Origin of the sequence: Haemophilus sp. HN_Hi16 (assembly GCF_049823435.1) — a bacterium.
Lineage (GTDB): Bacteria > Pseudomonadota > Gammaproteobacteria > Enterobacterales > Pasteurellaceae > Haemophilus > Haemophilus influenzae_D.
The window spans coordinates 1349707-1371500 of the sequence record NZ_CP187500.1 but is presented as its reverse complement, the minus strand read 5'-3'; the positions used below and the strand labels follow the sequence as shown (position 1 = coordinate 1371500).

Genomic DNA, 21794 nt, shown 5'->3' with positions numbered 1-21794 from the left:
ATGAAGATAACAATAATATTTCTGCAAAAATATTAGAAGTGATAAATCAGCAAAATATAGAATATTATGGAGGTCGCCCTTGGGCAAAGGAATAAAAAACACATTTTTTAATCAAAAAACATAAAAAATTAAAATCAGGCTTGACTTATTCCTTTTGCACTAGTTTAATAGTACAAAATTTCCAAAAGGATAAATAAATATGAATATTCAAGCTCAAGCCTTTATTGCAGTGACAGCGCAACCCATTCCCTATTATGCTGACACCACCGCTATTTTTAATACACTTTGCCAACCAAATTCAAATTCTCTTCTACTCGATTCTGCCGAAATCGGGAGTAAAAACAGTTTACAAAGCCTTATCTTAGTCAATTCTGCGGTTAAAATAACGTGCTTAGGTCACAACGTCACATTTAAAGCATTAAATGAGAATGGAAAACAAGTTTTAAAAGAAATTTATCCAAAATTAACCGCACTTGGGAAAATAAGTGCGGTCAATTTTGAAGAAGAATTTTCTGTACAATTTTCGCCACTTGATAATCAACTCGATGAAGATAGCAAATTACAATCTGCCACTATTTTTGACGGACTGCGTGTTATTTCTACTCTTTATCAAACGCCTATTTTCTTAGGCGGATTATTTGCTTACGATCTCGTCGCAAATTTTATTCCAATGGATGGTATTACATTGCAAAATGATGGTATCGACTGCCCTGATTACAGTTTCTATCTTGCCGAATACCTCATTACTATCGATCATCAAAATCAACAAGCGACACTCAAAAGTTTCTGTTTTGCTCAAGAAGAACAAGTCAATATTGCGAAAACCTCGCTTTCTATCGCGCAAAAACTAAAAAATATTGATAACGTTCTTTCTATTAAAGCAGCAAGTGATGAAGTTAAAACAAACTTTAACGATCCTGAATTTACTGGCATTGTAAAAGCCTTAAAATATCACATTAACATTGGTGATGTCTTCCAAATTGTGCCCTCTCGTCGTTTTTCCCTTGCTTGCCCGAATACATTAGCCAGTTATGCTCAACTCAAACAAAATAATCCAAGCCCTTATATGTTCTATATGAATGATGAAGACTTTATTTTGTTTGGTGCATCGCCAGAAAGTGCGTTGAAATATGAACCAGAAAATCGTCAGTTAGAAATTTACCCCATCGCAGGTTCAAGCCCTCGTGGTTTTGATGCTCACGGCAATATCGATCCTGAATTGGATGCTCGTTTAGAACTAGAACTTCGCCTTGATCACAAAGAACAAGCGGAACATTTAATGTTGGTTGATTTAGCACGTAACGACATTGCTCGAGTTTGCCAAAGTGGTACCCGTAAAGTGGCTGAATTAATGCAAGTGGATCGCTATTCTCACATCATGCATTTGGTCTCTCGTGTAGTGGGTAAATTACGCCCTGAGTTAGATGCGCTTCACGCCTATCAAGCCTGTATGAATATGGGCACATTAACTGGTGCGCCAAAAATCAAAGCAATGCAGCTTATTTATCAATTTGAGCAACAAAAACGCCATAGTTACGGTGGTGCGGTGGGTTATCTCACGTCCGATGGACATTTTGATACCTGTATCGTGATCCGTTCTGCTTTCGTACAAAATGGGGTAGCCCATGTGCAAGCAGGTTGCGGCGAAGTATTGGATTCTGATCCACAAATGGAAGCCGATGAAACACGCCACAAAGCCGCAGCTGTCTTAAAAGCAATTCGTCAAGTTAATATACAAGCAAAATAAGGAAGAATTATTATGGCTAATATTTTATTTTTAGATAACTTCGATTCCTTTACTTACAATCTTGTGGATCAATTTCGTGTATTATGTCACAACGTCACAATTTATCGCAATGACTGCGACTTAGAAAAACTGATAGAAACCGCACTTAATACACCTGATACCATTCTTGCGCTTTCTCCTGGGCCAGGAACGCCATCAGAAGCAGGGATTTTACTGCCATTGATCGAACGTTTAAAAAATCAAGTACCGATTATTGGAATTTGTTTAGGGCATCAAGCGTTGATTCAAGCCTTTGGTGGTAACGTTGTTCATGCTGGCGAAGTATTGCATGGTAAAGTTTCTCGTATCACTCATGATAACGAAGCCATGTTTAAAGATCTTGCTAATCCAATGCCTGTGGCGCGTTATCATTCTTTAATGGGACAAAATTTACCACAAGAATTTGTCGTCAATGCGGAATATAATGGCATTATTATGGCAATTCGTCATCGTGATTTACCCATTTGCGCATTTCAATTCCATCCTGAGAGTATTTTAACTGTGCAAGGTTCACAATTATTACAACAATCAATTGAATGGTTGTTAAATAGATAAGACAGAAAAAAGTGCGGTAATTTTTAACCGCACTTTAAAGGAGAAAATATGATCACTGTATTCGGACTTAAATCCAAACTTTCACCACGTCGTGAAAAACTTGCGGAAGTAATTTATAACAGTCTTCATCTCGGCTTAGACATTCCAAAAGGCAAACACGCGATTCGTTTTTTGTGCTTAGAAAAAGAGGATTTTTACTACCCTTTTGACCGCAGCGATGATTACACGGTCATCGAAATTAACCTGATGGCTGGTCGTATGGAAGGTACGAAAAAACGCTTGATAAAAATGCTGTTTAGCGAGCTAGAGTACAAACTCGGCATTCGAGCTCACGATGTGGAAATTACGATTAAAGAACAGCCTGCACATTGCTGGGGATTCCGTGGAATGACAGGCGATGAAGCGCGCGATTTAGATTACGATATTTATGTTTAATAAAATATAGAAAATTAACAAATCCACATACAAATAAAAACAGGAATAGACTATGCAACACGAACAACTTTTAGAACAACTTTACAACGGACAAACACTCAATAAAGCAGAAAGTGCGGTCATTTTTAACGCCATTATGCAAGGAGAACTCAATAACGAACAAATTGCAGCTATGCTGATTGCGTTAAAAGTACGTGGTGTCAGCATTGATGAATTAAGTGGTGCGGTATCAGCATCCTTACAAAATGCTAAAGCATTTCCATATCCAGACTACCCTTTTGCGGATATTGTAGGAACAGGAGGCGATGGTCAAAACACTATTAATATTTCTACAGCTAGTGCCATTGTTGCAGCATCAATGGGAGCAAAGATAGCAAAACATGGCAATCGTAGCGTATCAAGTAAATCAGGTGCCAGTGATGTATTAACGGCACTTGGCGTTAATGTGAACGTCACACCAGAGCAAGCTCGACAAGCATTAGATGAAATTGGTGTCTGCTTTTTATTTGCTCAACAATATCATTCTGGTTTCCGCCATGTTGCACCAGTCCGTGCATCTTTAAAAACGTGCACTATCTTTAATATTTTAGGGCCGCTTATCAATCCTGCTCGCCCAACTTATCATTTACTTGGCGTGTATGCACCTGAATTAGTAAAAACCTATGCTGAAACCGCAGTTGTCTTAGAACATCAACATTCCTTTGTTGTACATGGTTCTGGCTTAGATGAAGTCGCATTGCACGGCGAAACACAAGTGGCCGAAATTAAAAATGGCAAAATTGAATATATCACTTTAACGCCTGAAGATTTTGGCTTAAAAACACAATCCCTAGAAAGCCTTCGCGGCGGCGAACCACAAGAAAATGCCCAAATACTCACCGCACTTTTACAAGGCAAAGGAAAAGCTGAACACGCAAATGCTGTCGCAGCAAATACAGCATTATTATTAAAATTATTCGGTTACAATGATTTAAAACAAAATGTGCAAAATGTGTTAGCTCATCTCGCATCTGGTAAAGCGTTTGAAACACTACAAAACTTAACGAAATATTAATGTTGCTATAACTACAACTAGAAGAAAACTATGATTACCCAAGATTTCACAAAACCTATTGGCTCTGCTACGGTGCTACAAAAAATCGTCTTAGACAAAGCACAATGGGTTAAAGCAAAAGAAAAGGAATTTCCCCTTTCTCAGTTTAAACAAAACATTCAAAAATCTGACCGCTCTTTTTATGATGCATTAGCAAAAGGCACGCATCAAAAGCCCACTTATATTTTGGAATGTAAAAAAGCCTCTCCTTCTAAGGGGTTAATTCGTGCTGAATTTAATTTGGAAGAAATCGCCAATGTCTATAAACATTATGCCTCTGCGGTATCTGTTCTGACAGATGAAAAATACTTCCAAGGGAATTTTGAGTTCTTGCCTTTAGTTCGCGATATCGTGAGCCAACCTGTTCTTTGCAAAGATTTTATGATCAGCGAATATCAGGTTTACCTTGCTCGCTACTATCAAGCTGATGCGATTTTATTAATGCTTTCCGTGGTAAATGATGAAACTTATCGTGTGCTGGCAGATCTTGCACATTCTCTTGGCATGGGCGTATTGACAGAAACCAGCAATGAAGAAGAATTTGAACGTGCTCTTAGGCTTGGTGCGAAAATTATCGGTGTCAATAACCGTAATTTGCATGATTTAACTGTGGATTTAAATCGTGTTGTTGAACTCACTGAAAAATACGCCGACCGAATCCCTGCTGATGTACGTATTATTAGCGAATCAGGCATTTACAATCACAAGCAAATTCGTCAATTACAAAAAGTGGCGCATGGTTTCTTAATTGGGAGCAGCTTAATGGGCAACCAAGATTTGAATAATGCAGTTCGCTCAGTGATTTTTGGAGAAAATAAAGTATGCGGTTTAACACGCGCGCAAGATGTCAAAATCGTTTACGAAAATGGTGCGCTTTACGGTGGATTAATCTTCGTAGAACATTCAAAACGTTGTGTGAGTTTACGCCAAGCGCAAGAATTGGTAACCGCTGCTCCACTTCGATTTGTTGGTGTTTTTCAGAATCAAGAAATTGACTTTATCGTAAAAATAGCCAACCAGTTACAGCTTTATGCGGTGCAATTACATGGTGTAGAAACTGAAGCATTTATTACCGCACTTCGCCAGCAGCTACCAAAAAACACGCAAATCTGGAAAGCGATTTCTGTCAATATTGAAACCCAAAGTGCGATCGATTTTACCGATGATTTGAATGTGGATCGTTATATTTTTGATAGCCAAACAGCGAACCAGCAAGGTGGCACAGGAAAAACCTTTGATTGGTCATTAATTCCCGAACATCTTAAGCACAAGATTATTTTAGCTGGCGGTATCTCGCCAAATAACGTAGAACAAGCCATTCAACAAAATTGCTTAGGCTTGGATATTAATTCTGGAGTAGAAAGTTCTGCGGGCGTCAAAGATCAAGAAAAAGTGCGGTTAGTTTTTAATAATATTTATTAATTTTAATAACATAGAAATCACTAAATAATCTGAAATGTGCAACTATTGATCCAGATCGTAATAATTTATTCTACCTAATAGTAAAATAAATCTATATTTCAGCTTAAATGCCAATAGGAATAAAAATATTATGTGTTTAGGCGTTCCGGGTCAAATTGTCAAAATTGATGAAAATTATCTTCAACTTGCCACAGTGGATGTATGTGGCGTACAACGTGAAGTAAATATTTCACTAGTCTGTACGGGAAATCTAGCCGATTTACTTGGCAAATGGGTGCTTGTTCATGTGGGCTTTGCAATGAGTGTTATTGATGAAGATGAAGCTAAGAAAACCCAAGAGGCTCTGCTCGCAATGAGCCAACTCGAACATGAAGTTGGAGATTTTTTAGGATTAAATCAGAAATAAAAAAGTAGGCATAATGCCTACTTTTTATATTTAGCTATAACCCCTCAATCGCTTTATACTGCTCTTGGATTTTTTCTAATCCAGATTGGTATTCCGCTTGTTTTTCGCGTTCTTTCGCAATCACTGCTTCAGGTGCTTTAGCCACAAAAGCTTCATTGCTAAGTTTATTCTCGATGCGTTTAACTTCGTTTTGATATTTTTCAATCTCTTTGGTTAAACGTGCAAGCTCAGCTTCTTTATTGATAAACCCAGCCATTGGCACAAGCAATTCAGCGTTTCCAACAAGTTTTGCTACCGCAAGTGGTGCAGTTTCATTTGCCGCTAACACTTGAACGTTGTCTAATTTCGCCATTGCTTTTAAAAGAGCGGTCTGTTTTTCAAGAATTTTTGCATTCTCTGCACTTAAATTACGGAATAACAGATCTAAGCCTTTGCTTGGTGCGATATTGCTTTCTGCACGGATATTACGTACCGCAACGATCACTTCTTTTAACCACTCAATTTCAGCTTCTGCTTCTGGATCAAAGCCGTTTTCTTCCACTTGTGGGAAAGGTTGTAACATAATGCTGTCAGCCGTAATGCCGACAAAGCCTTTCACTTTTTGCCAAATTTCTTCGGTAATAAATGGAATTAGTGGATGGGCTAAACGTAATAATTTTTCTAGCACATGAACCAAAGTTTGGCTTGCTGCACGGATTTGTGCGGCATTGCCGTTGGCAAATACTGGTTTAGTCAATTCCAAATACCAGTCGCAGAATTGGTTCCAGGTAAATTCATAAATCGCATTGGCACACAGGTCAAAACGATATTGGCTTAATGAGCTACGGAAAGTTTCCACTGTGCGATTGAATTCCGATTGAATCCAACGATCGGCTAATGAAAACTCGATCTCGCCTTCGCTTAAATCTAATTTGTCATTCGTTAATACGAAACGGCTTGCATTCCATAATTTATTACAGAAGTTGCGGTAGCCTTCTAAACGTTTCATATCCCAGTTGATATCACGACCGTTTGAAGCCAACGCAGCTAATGTGAAACGCAATGCGTCTGTACCGTGAGCAGCAATACCGTCCGTAAATTCTTTACGGGTTGCTTTGGCAATTTTCTCTGCCAATTGCGGCTGCATCATGTTGCCAGTGCGTTTTTCAAGTAAATCTTCAAGGCTGATACCGTCAATCATATCGATTGGATCAAGCACGTTACCTTTCGATTTCGACATTTTTTGACCTTGTTCATCACGGATCAAGCCTGTTACATACACCGTTTTGAATGGCACTTGTGGTTTGCTGTTTTCATCTTTTACGAAATGCATCGTAAACATAATCATACGTGCAACCCAGAAGAAGATGATATCGAAGCCAGTGATTAACACATCCGTAGGGTGGAACATTTTGAGTTCTTTAGTTTGCTCAGGCCAACCTAAAGTGGAGAAAGTCCATAAGCCTGATGAGAACCAAGTATCTAACACGTCTTCATCTTGTTTAAGTTCAACCGCAGAATCTAAGTTGTATTTTGACCGCACTTCTTCTTCGTTACGCGCGACATACACATTGCCTTCCACGTCATACCACGCTGGAATACGGTGTCCCCACCAAAGTTGGCGAGAGATGCACCAATCTTGAATATCACGCATCCAAGAGAAGTAAAGGTTTTCATATTGTTTTGGCACGAATTGGATTTCGCCGTCTTCTACCGCTTTAATCGCTACATCAGCAAGCGGTTTCACGCTCACATACCATTGGTCGGTTAACATCGGCTCAATCGGTACACCGCCACGGTCGCCATAAGGTACTTTCAAATCGTGTGGTTTAATTTCGTCTAATAAACCTAGTGCTTCAAAATCTGCCACGATTTTTTTACGTGCAGCAAAACGCTCTAAACCACGGTAATCCGTAGGAATAGTCGCTTCATATCCTGCAAGTGGTTTGCCATCAGTACCAATAATTTCCGCTTCATCACGAATATCTGCGTTTAAGGTTAATACATTGACCATCGGCAAGCTGTGACGTTTACCCACTTCGTAGTCGTTAAAGTCGTGCGCAGGCGTAATTTTCACCACACCAGTACCGAATTCACGATCCACATATTCATCCGCAATAATCGGAATTTCACGGTTTGCAAGCGGTAGAATTACCGTCTTACCTTGCAAATCTTTGTAGCGTTCATCTTCAGGATGCACCGCCACTGCCGTATCGCCCAACATGGTTTCTGGACGCGTAGTTGCGACCACTAAATAATCTTTACCATCTGCCGTTTTTGCACCGTTTGCTAACGGATAGCGGAAATGCCAAAGGGAGCCTTTGCTCTCTTTATTTTCCACTTCTAAATCAGAAATCGCGGTGTGAAGTTTTGGATCCCAGTTTACTAAGCGTTTGCCACGGTAAATCAAACCTTCTTCGTGCAAACGAACGAACACTTCTTTTACGGCGTTAGATAAACCATCGTCCATAGTGAAACGCTCACGTTCCCAGTCGATTGAGTTACCTAAACGACGCATTTGTTGGCTGATTGTGCCACCAGAATAGGCTTTCCAATCCCAGATTTTGTTGATGAAGGCTTCACGACCATAATCATGGCGTGTTTTACCTTCTTCAGCCGCAATTTTACGTTCCACCACCATTTGAGTCGCAATACCGGCATGGTCTGTCCCCGCTTGCCATAAGGTGTTATGCCCTTCCATACGGTTAAAACGAATGAGCGTATCCATCAAAGTTTGCTGGAACGCATGCCCCATGTGTAGGGAGCCTGTTACGTTCGGTGGCGGAATTGCAATGCAATAGCTCGGCACATTTTCATTTTCAGACGGTTTAAAATAACCGCTTTCTTCCCAATGTTGATAAAGGGCTTGTTCTACCGCAGACGGATTAAAACGGTCTGCCATTTCGAATTTTTGTGTCATTGTTTTTCTCTTTTTGTAAAACTTATACTGTTATATATTTGTAATAACTATACAGGATATATATCAGCATTATTTTTCATTAAATTTTCTAATTCATTAATTTTATCTAAACAAGATATATCAGATGCAATATAAGTTTGATCATAATTAGATATATAAATAAAACTTTTTAATTCACTTGGAATATTTTCTAGCATATTTTCTATGATTTTCTTACTTGAAGAATCACCATCGTCCCAAATTACAACATCGCACTCTTGATTCCATCTTTCCTTGCTAGTTCTATCTGCAAATGCTCCAGCACTTAAATTACTACTACCAATTATTGAAATTAAAGGAAGATTTTGTTTTCTTGCTATAAAAATTTTTGCATGGGAATTTGGCTTAAATTTATAAAAATTAGTTGAACAACTTGAGTTCTGATAATAGTTTTTCAGATTACTACAGAACTGGTTAAATTGTTTATTCCATGTTCCTCTATATAAACCATATATATCTATGTTAACTATTCGAGTAGAATTAAGTGTACTTATTATCTCTGAACTAGTACTAAATTTATTTTCCTGAAAAAATGCACTACATAAGACATATTTATCAAAATAACTATTGTTCAATGTAGATAAAATAATGTTTCTAAAAAAATTCGGTTGTGCATCCTTTCTTAAAAAAATAGCAAATTTATACATTATAATCTCATCGTCACTTATTTTAGTTTACTAACCTAATTTCAATCACCCAAAACTCACTTTCATTGGGATAAATTGTTTTAATCACTTCTCGCAATTCAGCCAAACCCATATTCTCCTGCTTCGCATGTTGCTCCGTCAGTTCATCAAGGGTAATCGGTGAAACACTTAACACTTCAATAGTGCAGAAATATTGATTATCTTCAAACCGCCCCACTCGTAAAATATCGCCTGCTTTAAAATGGCTTTCGGATTTATCTCGAATGGTGATGGTTTTACGCCCCGCGAGAATATCCGCTTCAAAACGTTGGTAAAAAGTGATGTCGTTTGGTTGCATTTTGATCCTTAAAGAGCGGTTAGGTTTTAGAAAGTTTTTACAAATCCTAGATTTCTCAAATTATTCAATATTTTTTCACACCAACTTGGTAAAAATTCACTAAATTGAGTAATACAGTTATCTTTTAGTTGAAAAATCAATTCAGGCGCAATGCTAGAATTATCATAAATAAAAATTTCATCACAATATGGCAAAACAAGAAATAAATTATCTAAACTAATTTGGTAACGATTTTTTACAACATCTTCAGCAATAAAATGACCGCCAGATTTAACTCTTGCCTTAACACGTGCAAGATTTATTTCAACGCTATTAACGCCAATATAATTTAAATGTACATAAAAGCCATTTTCTTTCGCCGTTTTCATTCTTTGAATAATTGAATTACCTGAAAGTGTCGATTCCATGGAAAAATCAATATGTTGCTTAATAGCAAAACGAAATAGCCCTATCGCTTTTCTGCCTGCATCAATATCAGCAAGTCTTGGATTCTGAGGATTAATCTGCATTGCAATATGATCAGAATCAATCACAATTTGCACAGCATCTTGGTTAAAAGAACGTAAAGTACTTTTTCCCGAACCATTTGTTCCACAATAAAAAATCGCTTTATTTTGCATAACCCACAATTTTTTCCGAACCATCAGGATAATGCTCGACTATCTTGCCATCAGTTTTTTGAAAGGTAACCACCTCGTGATTCATTTTTTCTTTCATCCAAACTGAAAATAACGCTTTAAGTTGTTTCTGTTGTTGAATAATTTTCTCACGTTCAGTCATCAATTATCCTCTTTAATTAATTCAAAACCTACTGCTCAATACTCAAAATTGAAAGCGTTGATAAAAGGTAATGTCATTCATTTATTAACCCACGTTTTCAGTAGAAAGATTCCAACCTTGCAGACGTAATTGTTTATAACGTTCTCGGGCTTGTGTTTTTAACGCATCATCTTTCGGTACAAAATCAATAAGTTGGGTAAAACTGTGGCTAAAATCTGGAATTTCTTGTTGCAAATTAATTAACATATCACGACGTTGTAAATTTCGTTTTCCAAGCCACGATATCTCAATCGGTGTAGGATATTGCGTTGCCTCACCCGATAAATTATGTGGAACAAATTCATTAGGATCTCGTTGCCACAAAAGTTCATCAATTTCTAATGCTTGGCTCTCACTTTCGCAACTAATTAGTACTTTTTTCCCTGAACGCCATATTGAGGCAGCAAGATTACAGGCTATTTCTTCGACAGTTAAAGTACAATTTTCAGTAAGAATATAAAATTGTGCAGTTTTTGCCATTTTTTGCCCCGTTATTTTCTCAATCTAGCCCCATACAAAGTTTAGGATTCTAACGAAAAAACCTTGGAAGATAAATAATTAAATAGATATTATTAAAAACGTCTGAAAATCCACCGCACTTTTATGATCTATGTCACAAAACTGATTTTTAACGTTTTTGTTACGTTCCACTAATAACTCGGAAGTGTTAAAATCACTTGAGTTTTAATTTTCATTCAATTCATAGGAGTATAGAATGGCATTTCGTATTGAAAAAGACACAATGGGTGAAGTTCAAGTTCCAGCAGATAAATACTGGGCTGCACAAACTGAACGTTCACGCAATAACTTTAAAATCGGTCCTGCCGCATCAATGCCACATGAAATTATCGAAGCTTTTGGCTATTTGAAAAAAGCAGCTGCATTTGCTAATCATGATTTAGGTGTATTACCTCTTGAAAAACGTGATTTAATTGCAAAGGCTTGTGATGAAATTTTAGCAAATAAATTAGATGATCAATTCCCACTCGTTATTTGGCAAACTGGTTCTGGTACACAATCCAATATGAATGTGAACGAAGTGGTTGCAAATCGTGCGCATGTGTTAAACGGTGGCAAATTAGGTGAAAAATCTATTATTCACCCAAATGATGATGTGAACAAATCACAATCTTCAAATGATACTTTCCCAACGGCAATGCACATTGCAGCATATAAAAAAGTAGTTGAGCACACTATTCCTTGTGTTGAACGTTTACAAAAAACTTTTGCGGCAAAATCTGAAGCCTTCAAAAACGTGGTAAAAATTGGCCGCACTCACTTAATGGATGCAACGCCACTCACATTAGGTCAAGAATTTTCAGCTTATGCTGCTCAATTAGATTTCGGTTTAAAAGCATTAAAAAATACTCTTCCACATTTAAGTCAATTAGCGTTGGGTGGCACTGCGGTTGGTACAGGTTTGAACACGCCGAAAGGCTATGATGTGAAAGTGGCAGATTACATTGCGAAATTCACTGCCCTCCCTTTTGTTACTGCAGATAATAAATTTGAAGCATTAGCAGCACACGATGCGATTGTTGAAACTCACGGTGCATTACGTCAATTAGCAATGAGTTTATTTAAAATTGCGAACGATATTCGTCTATTAGCATCAGGCCCTCGTTCAGGAATTGGCGAAATTTTAATTCCTGAAAATGAACCGGGTTCTTCAATTATGCCGGGTAAAGTAAATCCAACTCAATGTGAAGCGATGACAATGGTTTGCGCACAAGTATTTGGTAATGACACCACCATCGCATTTGTGGGTTCGCAAGGTCACTTCCAATTAAATGTGTTCAACCCTGTGATGATTGCAAACTTCTTACAATCCGCTCAATTATTGGGCGATGCTTGCGTATCTTTCGATGAACACTGTGCAGTGGGTATTGAACCAAACTATCCACGCATTAAACAACAACTTGAAAATTCATTAATGTTGGTGACCGCACTTAATACGCATATTGGCTATGAAAACGCAGCTAAAATTGCAAAAACGGCGCACAAAAATGGCACAACATTGCGTGAAGAAGCAATTAATTTAGGCTTAGTTTCTGCCGAAGATTTTGATAAATGGGTTCGCCCAGAAGATATGGTGGGTAGCCTAAAATAATTCACCGCATAAATTAACATCAGTAATATTAAAGGCGAGTAAAATTACTCGCCTTTTTACTCGTTTTTCATTTGTTTTTTGATGCGGTTTGTTATAATCAACACAATTTTATTCACGGCAATTTATTATGAAAATGAAATCCCTTTTTGTGGCAATGATAACGTTTTTTTCTGCCGCACCTTTTGCCCATTGGCAACCCATCGGAAATGCCGAATACACTTGGGGGCCGTTCCATGTTTATACCATTGGTTTATTTTCTGAAACTGGCACTTATCAAGAAAATGAACGTCCATTAATGCTCTCTTTCAAATATGAAAAACCCATTGAAGGAAAAAATTTTGCGATTACCCTGATTAAAGAAATTGAAACCTTAAAACTTAATGATGGCGATACTCAAAGCTGGCTAAAAGAAATGCAAGCGACCTTTCCTGATTTTTCCCCAAACGATATTTTGAACTATATTGCCTTACCCGATAAAGGTTACTTTGTATTAAATGATACTGTTTTGGAACACGATTTTGATGCTAAATTTAATCAAGCATTTATCGGCATTTGGCTTGCACCGAATAGCACTTTTGTAAAACTTCAGCCACAATTATTAGGCAAAACGAAAAGCAATCATGAAGCGGCGGAATTTTATCTCAAACCTGAAATTGAATCCTTTGATGAACAAGAGTCAATGCCTGAGTTGCCGCCACATTATTTATTAGATAGTCAAAAAAACTCTCAAAGCTAAAATTTATCTTTCATCCATCTGTTAAAACGTAAAAAATACCTGTTTCCAAATAAATTTTATAATCAAGGAAACAGGTATTTATACATTATGGCTTGTTAAAATTTTTCCCAAACTGGGATAACGCCCCCAACTAAATCTAAATTTTTTCCTAACTCAATCCAGCCACAAGGGAAATGAAAATCGGAGCCAACGGATCCCAGCAGATCAAATTCTTTTGCCCAACGAGCAAGCATTTGACGTTGATCTTTTGTCTGACCACAATCCGCCATTTCCATGCCATCACCGCCCCAAGCCTTAAAATCGGTTATCAGCTTACGCACCCATTTCCCCGTCATGTTATAACGTAACGGATGGGCAATAACGGCTATACCGCCTGCGGCATGGATTATATCAATCGCCGTGGGAATATCTGTCCATTCTGCTTTGACAAATGCTGGTTTTCCTTGCCCTAAATAGCGTTTAAAGGCCTGACCATCATTAGATACCTTACCAATCTGCACCAAATAACGCGCGTAATGAGCACGCGTCACTTCGCCATTGGCTAAAGCTTTCGCACCTTCATAAGCATTAGGAATACCTGCTTTTTCTAATTTATCGCCAATTTCCACCGCTCTTTTTTCACGTAATGCTTTTTGGCTTTGCAAAAGTGCGGTCATTTTGGGATGAGTTTTATCGAAGTTTAATCCTACAATATGGATCCCTCGCCCTTCCCAATTTGTGGAAATTTCTACTCCAGTAATTAATTCAATGCCTACTTCTTTAGCTGCTATCTGTGCTTCATCAATACCTGCAATCGTATCGTGATCGCATAATGCCAACACGTTCACGCCTTGCGCATAAGCACGCTGGACTAATTCAGTTGGACTTAATACCCCATCTGATGCGGTGCTGTGACAATGTAAGTCGTATTTTTTTGTCATTATTTAATATTTTTTACTAAATCTTTTACTAATTTTGGACCGTGATAAATCAATCCTGAATAAACTTGCAACAACTCGGCACCAGCCTCAATTTTCTCTTGCGCATTTTGCAACCCATCAATGCCACCGCTACCAATAATGGGAATCTGACCTTTCAGTTCTTGATGTAATCGCTTAATAACCTCTGTACTTTTATGCTGTAACGGCTTTCCACTTAATCCGCCTTGCTGCTCCGCATTTTTCATCCCCATAACCGTATCACGAGAAACCGTGGTATTCGTTGCAATAACCCCATCCATTTTATGACGAAGCAACGTATCCGCAATTTGCACTAATTCGCTTTCTGTTAAATCTGGTGCAATTTTTACCGCAATCGGCACATATTTATTATATTGGTTTGCCAAAATAGCCTGACGATCCTTGATGCTTCGCAATAAGTCATCGAAATAATCACCATATTGTAACTGACGCAAATCTGGTGTATTGGGGGATGAAATATTCACCGTAATGTAACCTGCGTAGTTATAGGCTTTGTTCAAACAGAAAATATAATCATCTTTGCCTTGTTCTAAAGGCGTGAATTTATTTTTACCAATATTGATACCAATCACGCCTTTATAACGGGCGTTTTTCACATTTTCTATAAGATAGTCTATGCCATTATTATTAAAGCCATTACGGTTAATAATGCCTTCAGCTTCAATTAAACGAAACTGACGTGGCTTTACATTCCCATCTTGTGCAACGGGCGTAACAGTTCCTACTTCGAGAAAACCGAAACCCAATACACCGAAACCATCAATCGCATCACCATTTTTATCCGCCCCAGCCGCCAATCCAATAGGATTAGGAAAATTCACACCCATTACTGTTTTCGGAAAGCCTTTGGGAGCATGAATAAGAGATTTTAAGATCGGTTGAAATAAAGGATTACCAGCTAATTTCAAGCATTGAATCGTGAAATTATGAGCCTTTTCAGCATCCATTTGGAAAATGCCGTGACGGAATAATTGATACATACTCGTTTATCTCTCAGGATAGTTTACTGTAAGAAAAGTGCGGTTAATTTTCACCGCACTTTAAGGGAAAGATTGTTCGTATTCTACGAGGAACAAAGATGATGTGCAAATAATAAAGAAATATAGAAATAATTAAGGAAAAATATTGCAAAATTAAGCTCTACACGAGCATTAATACATTTTAATTATGTATAAAAAAACCGCAATTAACACGGCTAGTTTTATTTTTATGGTGCCTAGGGTCGGACTCGAACCGACACGTTTATTCAACGGCGGATTTTGAATCCGCTGCGTCTACCAATTTCGCCACCCAGGCTTAATGGGGTTGAATTATACGTATATATAAGAATGTGACAAGCAAAATTTATTAAAAATAATCCATTTGTTTTAAAAATAAGCAAGAATTTTCTGTTTTCTAAAAATATCGCCAAACAAATGCAATAATTAAAATGCACAACATAATTAAAATTTGAGCTAAACGTTTTTTTGTTAATTTTTCAGCTGCCATAATGCTTTACTCTTCTTAATCTGACTAATTAGTGGTAGAATATTTGCGTTAGATCAATTTTACACTATTTTTTCAATATTTGAGGCGTACATGAAAAATTTCGTTGCAGAAGCTAAATCAGGGCGCAAAATTCAATCAGGCGGTTGTGCAATTCATTGTCAGGATTGCAGTATTAGTGAGCTTTGTATTCCTTTTACCTTAAATGAACAAGAATTAGATCAGCTTGATAATATCATAGAGAGAAAAAAACCGATTCAAAAGTCTCAAGTATTGTTTAAAGCAGGAGATTCTCTCAATTCAATTTATGCTATTCGTTCTGGCACAATAAAAAGCTATACGATTAGTGAATCTGGCGAAGAACAAATTACTTCATTTCATTTGCCCGGTGACCTAATTGGTTTTGATGCCATTACTCAAATGCAACATCCTAGTTTTGCGCAAGCTCTAGAAACGGCTATGGTATGTGAAATTCCTTTTGATATTTTAGATGATTTGGCAGGAAAAATGCCAAAATTACGCCAACAAATTTTACGTTTGATGAGCAGTGAAATCAAAAGTGATCAAGAAATGATTTTATTGCTATCTAAAATGAATGCAGAAGAACGTTTGGCTGCTTTTATTCATAATCTTTCTAAACGCTATTCTGCTCGAGGTTTTTCAGCAAAAGAATTTCGTTTAACGATGACACGTGGCGATATTGGCAATTATCTAGGTTTAACAGTAGAAACCATCAGCCGCTTATTAGGTCGCTTTCAAAAACTCGGTGTTATTAGCGTACAAGGCAAATATATTACAATCAATGATTTAAATGGTTTAATTGAATTAACCGGTACGAATAAAACAAAAATTACATTAGTTGAATAAATTTAAGGCGTGAGTATCACGCCTTTTTTTATTTTTTATAAAATAAAGTTGTAAATCAATTATACACTGCAGAAATAAAAATAATTCATTATAAATTAAAGAAATTTTTACAGAAAAAATTATTTTAATTTTTTGGCTGAAACTACTACGGTAACTACTACAAACTTGCTTGGTATACAGCCTGATACAACAAATCTGTTTTATCATATAATTAGGCTTGTTATTGAACTATTTAGCACTTGAATAAATTTTTGACGGTGATATAAGATGGATGGGAGTTATTTTGAACGTCACTATAAAAGAAAAATAGAAAATAGGCAATGCTGTAAAAGTAGTCATATGTGGTTTGCTAAAATAACGGGGAAAGTGTTTACATTCGTAGTAGAAAATACAAAATCAGAAACGTTAATTCTCGTGATTATAAAGAAAATCAAGCTTGATAGCTGGGGTTGTATGATATTTGGTTGTAATTATTACTCTCTTAATACAATAGAATTTAATTCACAAATTAGTTAATTATTCTATGTTATTTGCCGTGAAATAAAATCATATTAATAAAATAGAAATTTTTTAGAATCAAACTAAGCGATTACTCCGAAAATATAATGAAATCTACCAAAATATTTTTCTTTATTCTTGAAAATGTAAGTTTCAGTTTAGTACATAAAAAGAGCTGTTAAAATACTGAAAAACAGTGTGATATTTACAAGCCCTAGTCTAAGCTTTTTTAGTTCCACTGGAAATATTACGTGCTGATATCTGACTGGATAACATCTGTTTTAGCTGACTTTCTTTTTAATTCTTGCTCAATAAAATCATCTTCACAGTTTACACTAGCTTTTTTACGAGCTAATATCAACTTGCTCCCTTTAATTTTTGGCTTAAAATTTAATGTAATTTTCTTTGTAACTAACACTCCAAAAAAATCTGCATCAAACTCGAGCTTGATGCAGATAATTTATTTATTGGCTATGAATATAAAATTAATCACCTAATTGAACAGGCTCAACTTTCCAAATTCTATCTGAGTACTCTTTAATCGTGCGGTCAGACGAGAAGAAGCCCATATTCACGATATTTTGGATGGTGCTTTCAATCCATTGGTCGCGTTGTTTATATTTTTCATCTATGGCTTTTTGAGTTTCTACATAACTGCGGAAATCAGCAAAAGCTTGATAATAATCGTGGTATTGCAAGCCTTGTAATAGTTGATGATAACGCTGAGGATCTTCTGGTGAGAATTTACCTTCAATAATTTGATCCACAACTGTGCGTAATTGAGCATCATTCTGGTAGTATTCAAATGATCGATACCCTTCTCGACGAAGTTGTTCCACTTGTTCCACAGTGTTACCGAAAATAAAGATGTTATCTTCACCCACGTTTTCCAAGATCTCCACGTTTGCACCGTCAAGTGTACCGAGTGTCAATGCGCCATTTAAGGCAAATTTCATATTACTAGTTCCAGAAGCCTCTGTGCCTGCAAGGGAGATTTGCTCTGAAATATCTGCTGCTGGAATGATAAGCTGTGCAAGGCTTACGCTGTAATTTGGAATAAACACTACTTTCAAGCGGCCTTTCAAACGTTCATCGTTGTTGATTACATTTGCCACATCATTGATTAAGTGAATGGTTTGTTTCGCCGCATAATAAGCTGAAGCCGCTTTACCTGCTAGAATAAATACGCGAGGTTGCCAATCTTTTTCAGGGTTGGCAAGCATTTCATTGTAGCGAGCGATAATATGCAACACGTTCAACATTTGGCGTTTGTATTCGTGAATACGTTTTACTTGAACATCAAATAAAGCGTGCGGATCAAGCTCTACCCCTAACTCGCGTTTTACGTATTCCGCCAATTTCACTTTATTAGCAAATTTAATGTCAGCGACAGCCTCTTTAAATGCTTTTTCTTGTGCGAACGGTTTGAGTTTTTCGATTTGGCTTAAATCGCAACGCCATTCTGAGCCGATATATTTATCAAACAATGCGGCTAATTGTGGGTTCGCCACGGCTAACCAACGACGCGGTGTGATACCGTTTGTTACGTTGGTAAAGCGTTCTGGGAAAATACGAGCGAAATCTGCAAAGGTTGAAGTCACCATTAAATCGGAATGGATTTCAGCAACCCCGTTGATTTTGTGTGAACCTACCACGGATAGCCAGCCCATACGCACTTTGCGTTGGTAGCCTTCTTCGATAAGAGAAACACGGCGGATAAAATCGTTGTCAGTCGTCACATAAGTGCGGACATATTCTAAGAAGTGATCGTTAATTTCAAAAATCATCTGTAAATGACGCGGTAAGATTTTCGCCATCATTTCCACTGGCCAAGTTTCTAATGCTTCTGACATAAGGGTATGGCAAGTATAAGAGAAAATGTTACGCGTCATCTCCCACGCTTTTTTCCATTCAAAACCTTCATCATCCACTAAAATACGCATTAATTCAGGAATCGCTAACGCTGGGTGGGTATCGTTTAAGTGAATCGCCACTTTATCCGCCAAGTTTTCAAGGCTATCGTGGGTGCGTTTGTGACGGCGTAAAATATCTTGAAGTGATGCAGAGACTAAGAAATACTCTTGACGTAAACGCAATTCGCGACCATTCCACGTAGAATCATCAGGGTAAAGCACGCGTGATAAGTTTTTATTTGCGGAGTGTTCTTCTAATGCGGCTAAATGTTCGCCACGGTTGAAGTCGGCAAGGTTAAACACTTCCCCTGCGTGTGCCGACCATAAACGTAATGTCGCAGCAGAATTATTTTGATAACCTGGAATCATTTGATCGTAAGCAAGTGCGGTCACTTTTTCGGTATCTTGCCAAATACATTTTTTGCCTTCGAAATGAATGTTTCCGCCAAATTCTATAGTAAAACGTTTTGATGGACGAATAAATTCCCAAGGCGCTCCTTTTTCAAGCCACGCATCTGGGCGTTCTACTTGCTGACCGTTTTCAATTTTTTGGCGGAACATACCATATTCATAACGAATACCGTAGCCCATACCTGGTAAACCAAGGGTTGCAATAGAATCCATAAAGCACGCCGCTAGACGACCTAAACCGCCATTACCCAAGCCTGGATCTACTTCTTTTTCTAAAACTTCTTCTAAATCCACATTTAATTCAGAAAGTGCTTCCTGTGCTAATCCATAAATGCCTTCTGCAATCATTGCATTAGAAAGCGTACGCCCGATTAAAAATTCCATTGAAAGGTAGTAAACACGGCGAGAATCTTCTGCTCGAGTTTGGCGAGCAGTAGTGATCCAACCCTCTGTTACTAAATCACGCACAGCGTGGAGTGTTGCATTTAGCCAATCGCGTTGGCTGGCTTCACGTGGAGAGCGACCGATTAAGAAAATGAGTTTGTAAACGATTGATTTTTTAATCGCTTCAACGGTCATTTCAGGACGATTATATTGGAATGGAGAATCAAAGTTATCCATTATCATAGGTAAAACCTCTATTAGAATGCTAAGAAATGATTAACGTAGGGTGTATGAATTTTCAAAATTTACGCACGTTTGCAAAAATCAATCAAAATTTGACCGCTCTTTGAGTGCGTGAATGTTGTTCACACAGCCTACAAAAGTAGTTCGAATTTTATGCTTATCTTTGTAAAAAACAAGCACAATCACACCGCTTGCAAAAGATTCTTACACAAGCGGTGTGATTGTTAAGAAAGTTTACGAATAAAACTACAAGCGTTCATAAAGCGTTCTATATTGCTCTGCAGCCTTACGCCAGCTGAAGTCTTGTTCCATTGCGTCCGTGCGAACCATCGCCCACGCACGCAGTTTTTGCCATAAGGCAAAGGCGCGTTGCAAGCAATGGCGGAGAGCTTCAGGCGTTGCACTTTCAAACACAAAACCTGTTGCAGTGCGAGCTTTGATACTTTCTGAAGTGCTATCCACCACCGTATCTGCCAAACCACCCGTTTTACGAACAAGTGGAAGTGTGCCATATTGCAAACCATAAAGTTGGGTTAAGCCACAAGGCTCGAAACGGCTTGGCACTAAAATCACATCGCCACCTGCGACCATTAAATGTGAAAGGGCTTCATCATAGCCGATTTTTACCGCAATATTTTCTGGATATTGGGCGGCAAGATCGCGAATGCCTTGTTCCAAGTGCGGTGCACCAGAGCCTAAAATCATCAACTGTCCGCCTTGTTTGACGATTTCGTCTGCACTTTCGATTAATAAATCGACACCTTTTTGCTCGGTTAAACGGGTCACCATCACAAATGCCAAGGCAGATTTATCTTGTGGCAAATTGAAATACGCTTGCAATTCAGCTTTGTTTTTCTTTTTGCCTGCCATATATTTCAGTTTGTAATGGTGCGGAATGTATTGATCCACGTTCGGATGCCAAATATTTTCGTCCACGCCGTTTAAAATCCCCACCAAACGACCTTGAGCTTTTAAGCCAGAAAGCAAGCCTTGCAAACCATAGGCAAATTCAGGTGTCGTGATTTCTTCTGCATAAGTTGGGCTTACCGCCGTGCTTGCATCAGAATAGAACAAGCCTGATTTTAAATAAGAAATTTGCCCGAATAACTCCAAACCGTCCACATTAAACATTCCCGCAGGCAAACCAATTTCGTATAAATGATGATAAGAAAATTGCCCTTGATATGCCAAGTTATGAATAGTGAACACCGATTTCGCAGGGCGGCCTTTGTTGAACAGATATGCTGCACATAAGCCAGCGTGCCAATCGTGAGCGTGTACCACTTCTGCACGCCACCAGCTGTCTAAACCAGTGGCTAATTCTGCCCCCACCCAACCGAGCAAAGCAAAACGTTTGTAATTGTCACCGTAGTCATTGTAATAGGCATTGTGGTAAGGATTGCCTTCGCGACCGTATAAGTGCGGTGCGTCAATCAAATAGATCCCGACACCGTTATATTCTCCATAACGCAACACCACGTGCCCAGCGAAGTTGTCAAATTCGGCAACCACTTGGGTATTCGGAATACCTGCTGTAATTGCAGGATAAGCAGGCAATAAAACGCGAGCATCCAACCCGATTTGGTTTTGTGCTTGGGGTAATGCCCCTAAAACATCGGCAAGCCCGCCTGTTTTTAATAGCGGATAGAGTTCCGAGCAAACATGTAGTATTTTCATTGAGTTCTTTATTTTCCCTATAAATATGAATAACGCTCGATCAGCCCCTCTCTTTGCTAAAGAGGGGTTTCAG

Annotated in this window: 20 protein-coding genes, 1 tRNA gene and 1 pseudogene; 10 read left to right on the top strand and 12 right to left on the bottom strand. The window is 38.0% G+C overall.

The window, feature by feature from the left end; translation table 11 throughout:
- Positions 1-199 precede the first annotated feature (199 nt).
- The 6 genes from trpE to hybG all read left to right on the top strand — a co-directional run bounded on the left by trpE (position 200) and on the right by hybG (position 5697).
- Positions 200-1747, top strand: coding sequence for an anthranilate synthase component I (trpE, locus tag ACPT9C_RS06855; protein WP_425627456.1), 1548 nt, complete (start codon positions 200-202; stop codon positions 1745-1747).
- Between the two features lie 12 nt (positions 1748-1759).
- Positions 1760-2341, top strand: a complete 582-nt coding sequence (locus tag ACPT9C_RS06850) for an aminodeoxychorismate/anthranilate synthase component II (RefSeq protein ID WP_050949192.1) — start codon at positions 1760-1762, stop codon at positions 2339-2341.
- A gap of 48 nt (positions 2342-2389) precedes the next feature.
- Positions 2390-2776, top strand: coding sequence for a tautomerase family protein (locus tag ACPT9C_RS06845; RefSeq protein ID WP_050949191.1), 387 nt, complete (start codon positions 2390-2392; stop codon positions 2774-2776).
- Positions 2777-2828: 52 nt separating this feature from the next.
- Positions 2829-3830: an anthranilate phosphoribosyltransferase gene (gene trpD, locus ACPT9C_RS06840; protein ID WP_050949190.1), complete on the top strand. Its 1002-nt coding sequence runs from the start codon at positions 2829-2831 to the stop codon at positions 3828-3830.
- 30 nt (positions 3831-3860) lie between these two features.
- The gene (trpCF, locus tag ACPT9C_RS06835) at positions 3861-5291 is read left to right on the top strand and encodes a bifunctional indole-3-glycerol-phosphate synthase TrpC/phosphoribosylanthranilate isomerase TrpF (protein WP_118879819.1); all 1431 of its coding nucleotides are present in this window, start codon (positions 3861-3863) and stop codon (positions 5289-5291) included.
- A gap of 130 nt (positions 5292-5421) precedes the next feature.
- The gene (hybG, locus tag ACPT9C_RS06830) at positions 5422-5697 is read left to right on the top strand and encodes a hydrogenase maturation factor HybG (RefSeq protein ID WP_050949188.1); all 276 of its coding nucleotides are present in this window, start codon (positions 5422-5424) and stop codon (positions 5695-5697) included.
- A 34-nt stretch (positions 5698-5731) separates the two neighbouring features.
- On the opposite strand, the gene valS is transcribed toward hybG, so the two are convergent.
- From valS to ACPT9C_RS06800, 6 genes are all read right to left on the bottom strand, one after another.
- The gene (gene valS / locus ACPT9C_RS06825) at positions 5732-8596 is read right to left on the bottom strand and encodes a valine--tRNA ligase (RefSeq protein WP_050949187.1); all 2865 of its coding nucleotides are present in this window, start codon (positions 8594-8596) and stop codon (positions 5732-5734) included.
- A gap of 47 nt (positions 8597-8643) precedes the next feature.
- The gene (locus tag ACPT9C_RS06820; protein WP_050949186.1) at positions 8644-9282 is read right to left on the bottom strand and encodes a phospholipase D-like domain-containing protein; all 639 of its coding nucleotides are present in this window, start codon (positions 9280-9282) and stop codon (positions 8644-8646) included.
- Positions 9283-9304: 22 nt separating this feature from the next.
- The gene (gene yqfB, locus ACPT9C_RS06815; protein ID WP_050949185.1) at positions 9305-9619 is read right to left on the bottom strand and encodes a N(4)-acetylcytidine aminohydrolase; all 315 of its coding nucleotides are present in this window, start codon (positions 9617-9619) and stop codon (positions 9305-9307) included.
- Positions 9620-9645: 26 nt separating this feature from the next.
- A complete protein-coding gene (locus ACPT9C_RS06810) occupies positions 9646-10239 on the bottom strand; it encodes a zeta toxin family protein (RefSeq protein WP_050949184.1) in 594 nt (197 codons plus the stop codon).
- The gene (locus ACPT9C_RS06805; protein ID WP_011961939.1) at positions 10229-10399 is read right to left on the bottom strand and encodes a hypothetical protein; all 171 of its coding nucleotides are present in this window, start codon (positions 10397-10399) and stop codon (positions 10229-10231) included. Before ACPT9C_RS06805 ends, ACPT9C_RS06810 begins: the two co-directional genes overlap by 11 nt.
- Positions 10400-10483: 84 nt before the next feature.
- Positions 10484-10918 (bottom strand): DNA polymerase III subunit chi, encoded by a 435-nt coding sequence (locus ACPT9C_RS06800; protein ID WP_050949183.1) that lies wholly within the window; start codon positions 10916-10918, stop codon positions 10484-10486.
- Between the two features lie 235 nt (positions 10919-11153).
- Here ACPT9C_RS06800 and fumC point away from each other — a divergent pair, with 235 nt between their 5' ends.
- Both fumC and ACPT9C_RS06790 read left to right on the top strand, forming a co-directional pair.
- A complete protein-coding gene (gene fumC, locus ACPT9C_RS06795) occupies positions 11154-12548 on the top strand; it encodes a class II fumarate hydratase (protein WP_050949182.1) in 1395 nt (464 codons plus the stop codon).
- Between the two features lie 127 nt (positions 12549-12675).
- A complete protein-coding gene (locus ACPT9C_RS06790) occupies positions 12676-13284 on the top strand; it encodes a chalcone isomerase family protein (RefSeq protein ID WP_050847104.1) in 609 nt (202 codons plus the stop codon).
- 95 nt (positions 13285-13379) lie between these two features.
- On the opposite strand, the gene rnm is transcribed toward ACPT9C_RS06790, so the two are convergent.
- From rnm to ACPT9C_RS06775, 3 genes are all read right to left on the bottom strand, one after another.
- Positions 13380-14204 carry an RNase RNM gene (gene rnm, locus ACPT9C_RS06785; protein WP_050949181.1) on the bottom strand — a complete coding sequence of 275 codons (825 nt, stop codon included), beginning with the start codon at positions 14202-14204 and terminating at the stop codon, positions 13380-13382.
- The gene (pyrD, locus tag ACPT9C_RS06780) at positions 14204-15223 is read right to left on the bottom strand and encodes a quinone-dependent dihydroorotate dehydrogenase (protein WP_050949180.1); all 1020 of its coding nucleotides are present in this window, start codon (positions 15221-15223) and stop codon (positions 14204-14206) included. The genes rnm and pyrD overlap by 1 nt, the downstream gene beginning before the upstream one ends.
- Before the next feature lie 230 nt (positions 15224-15453).
- Positions 15454-15539 (bottom strand) — tRNA-Leu (locus tag ACPT9C_RS06775).
- Between the two features lie 282 nt (positions 15540-15821).
- On the opposite strand from ACPT9C_RS06775, the gene fnr reads away from it, so the two are divergent.
- Both fnr and ACPT9C_RS06765 read left to right on the top strand, forming a co-directional pair.
- The gene (gene fnr / locus ACPT9C_RS06770) at positions 15822-16595 is read left to right on the top strand and encodes a fumarate/nitrate reduction transcriptional regulator Fnr (RefSeq protein WP_050949179.1); all 774 of its coding nucleotides are present in this window, start codon (positions 15822-15824) and stop codon (positions 16593-16595) included.
- A gap of 74 nt (positions 16596-16669) precedes the next feature.
- A pseudogene (locus ACPT9C_RS06765) lies at positions 16670-17262 on the top strand (IS1595 family transposase).
- Between the two features lie 78 nt (positions 17263-17340).
- Here ACPT9C_RS06765 and ACPT9C_RS06760 read toward each other — a convergent pair.
- The 3 genes from ACPT9C_RS06760 to glgA all read right to left on the bottom strand — a co-directional run bounded on the left by ACPT9C_RS06760 (position 17341) and on the right by glgA (position 21721).
- The gene (locus tag ACPT9C_RS06760) at positions 17341-17511 is read right to left on the bottom strand and encodes a DUF5384 family protein (RefSeq protein ID WP_154685861.1); all 171 of its coding nucleotides are present in this window, start codon (positions 17509-17511) and stop codon (positions 17341-17343) included.
- 67 nt (positions 17512-17578) lie between these two features.
- Entirely contained in the window at positions 17579-20044 is a 2466-nt protein-coding gene (locus ACPT9C_RS06755) for a glycogen/starch/alpha-glucan phosphorylase (protein ID WP_050949178.1), read from the bottom strand.
- 246 nt (positions 20045-20290) lie between these two features.
- Positions 20291-21721, bottom strand: coding sequence for a glycogen synthase GlgA (gene glgA, locus ACPT9C_RS06750; protein ID WP_050949177.1), 1431 nt, complete (start codon positions 21719-21721; stop codon positions 20291-20293).
- Positions 21722-21794: the final 73 nt, after the last annotated feature.